The following is a 2,431-nucleotide window of genomic DNA, read 5'->3' on the forward strand; positions in this document are numbered from 1 at the left end:
CTCAGGTTGGGAATCCCGGTTGCCCTTGAGCGGTCGACCCTCTCGTTCGGCCAGATTGTCTTTACCAAGATGGTAGGGACTTTGGGAACCACCGCCCTGGCTGCCCACTTTTTGGCAAACACAGCCGAGTCCATCACCTATCTGCCTCCGTCGGGTTTTGCAACAGCCGCCACCACGTTGGTAGCCCAATCACTGGGCGCCAATGACAAGCAGCTGGCAAAAAAGTTTGCCGACCTGTGTACGTTGTGGGGCACGCTGTTGATGAGTTTCATGGGCTTGATGCTCTATCTGTTTGCACCGGCTTTGATGCGCTTTTTCACATCCGATGCTTCTGTCATCGCCCTCGGAACCACCATATTGCGCATAGAAGCTTTCGCTGAGCCTGCATTCGGGCTTTCCATGCTTGCCTTCGGGGTCTTCAGAGGAGCCGGCGATACGAGAAGACCGTTTTTCATCTCGATTGCAGGAATGTGGCTGCTCCGACTTCCTTTGGCCTACCTATTGCTGAAAACAACATCCCTGGGATTGCTGGGCATCTGGATGGCGATGGCCAGCGACCTGACTCTCAGGGGAATCATCTGTTTGGTGCAGTACCGACGATATACCTGGCTTGATAGTTGGCAAGAGACTCACTGAGAGCAATAAAGTCAGCCCAGGCAAGAGCCTCGGCCCTCAGAGAGGGGTCGATTTGGGAATGGGAGAGCAAAGCTTCAACCCCGTTCCTGCCGACGGCCGCCCCGATCTTTCCCGAGAGCAGATTGTTCTTCACTGTCTTGCGGCGTTGGGCGAACAGGTCGCGGATGACGAGTAAAAAGGTCTGCCTGAGCTGTAGCGGTACCAGGCTTTGGGCCCGGAGGGTGAACACCACCGTACTGCTGGTCACCTTCGGTGGAGGATAAAAAGAGCCGCTGTTGATGCTGAAAGCCGGTTTCACCTCATAATCCATCTGGGCGAGCAGGGAAAATGACGACCAATCCTTTGATTGCGGCTGTGCACACAGCCGGTCAACCACTTCCTTCTGCAGCGTGAACACCATGACAGGGGGCCGATGGTCGCTCTCCAGCACCTTGGCGATGACCACCGAGCCTACATTGTAGGGAAGATTGCCGCACAGGCGGTCAGGACTCCCCTCCAAGGCAAGTTGGGAAGGCAGCGTCTTGAGTGCATCACCGCTTATGAGCCGAAAAGAGGGCTCATCGGCGAACGCCTGCTCTGAGAGAATACGGCAGAACCCATGGTCGATCTCAAAAGCCGTCACCTTCGCCCCCTGCTCGAGCAGCAGGCTGGTGACCGCCCCGATCCCCGGCCCGATCTCCCATACACGGTGAGACGGCTGTACATCCAGAAGTGCTACAATCTTCTCCCTCACCGAGCGGGAGATGAGGAAGTTCTGACCAAATTTCTTGGTCATCGACAGCTCCTCTTGTTTGAGCAGAGCAGTGATTGCAATCGGGGAGTCGTATGCGAATGTCCAGCTCATAGCGTAATCTCCTTCGCTTTTGTACAGCCATGGTAGCATAGCCAATTGAGACAAGACAGGTCAACAACACCAATACATAGACCACATATCCTGCAAAGCCGACTTGCAGCGTATAGCCTTGGTTGTTTTCCAGGATGAAGAAGAGAAGTGCCTGTATCGAGGACAAGATCCGGCCAAAGAAGGATCCGAAAACCAGGCTCAGGAAACTTGCCGCCATGGCCAGGTTTATCAGGGGGGTGAGTATCGGGGAGAAGAGCAAACCACTCAGGTTGCACGAGCCTCCCAGCAACAGGGAAGCCGGGGACGAGCCTGCTACGATTACCGCAGTTTTCTGCAGGAAAAATGTGGGCAGCATCGATGAAAGCAGCAGCATCCCGTAGGCAGCCCAGCTATAGAGGCATGCCATGCTCGAGAGCGAGAAGGGAAAGAGCAGCAGCTGCAGAAAGAAGGTAGCCTGGAAAGCAGTTTGGCGTGAGATGGGAAACAGCGAACAAAGATGCATGCCCAAAGCCCTGATCAAAGAGGGTTTGGGACCGACAAGCACAACATAGAACAAGGCCGGGACTGAACCCAGCCACCTCCCCCAAAAACGTCCGACGATGAGGCTGCCCAAAGAGGTGCTGAGAGAGAGGAAAAAGTGCAGGTGCATGCCTGAGAGGGCCAAGAGGTGTGCACATCCACAGGCGAGGCTCAAATCCTTGAGCTGAAAATCGGAGCTGCCTGTCTGTCCCAGCAACAGCATGGCGGCAAGCCCTTGGGAAGCCTTGTCTGGTATGACTTGCTGCAATCTGATCTGGAGCATCCTCAATACATGACGGCGTTGTCGTGCAAGCAACGAGAGAGGAAGAACCTGTACGCTCTCAGCAAGAAATAATCCCGACTCCGGGTCCAAGATGCCGGTAAGAACCAGATTGGAAGAGGAGACCAGCACCTCATCGACTTCAATCAATG

Annotated in this window: 3 protein-coding genes; 1 reads left to right on the plus strand and 2 read right to left on the minus strand. The window is 54.9% G+C overall.

Annotated elements, in window-relative coordinates; all coding sequences use genetic code 11:
• A partial coding sequence (locus tag B3F49_RS01515; RefSeq protein ID WP_293908659.1) for an MATE family efflux transporter occupies positions 1 to 636 on the plus strand: 636 nt, incomplete at its 5' end.
• Here B3F49_RS01515 and rsmA read toward each other — a convergent pair.
• Entirely contained in the window at positions 575 to 1,357 is a 783-nt protein-coding gene (gene rsmA, locus B3F49_RS01520; protein WP_293908683.1) for a 16S rRNA (adenine(1518)-N(6)/adenine(1519)-N(6))-dimethyltransferase RsmA, read from the minus strand. The genes B3F49_RS01515 and rsmA overlap by 62 nt on opposite strands.
• Positions 1,245 to 2,431 (minus strand): ComEC/Rec2 family competence protein (locus B3F49_RS01525; protein ID WP_293908660.1); only part of this gene is annotated, 1,187 nt, incomplete at its 5' end. The genes rsmA and B3F49_RS01525, both read right to left, overlap by 113 nt.

Source organism: Sphaerochaeta sp. UBA5836 (assembly GCF_002432845.1).
In the GTDB taxonomy this organism is placed as follows: domain Bacteria; phylum Spirochaetota; class Spirochaetia; order Sphaerochaetales; family Sphaerochaetaceae; genus Sphaerochaeta.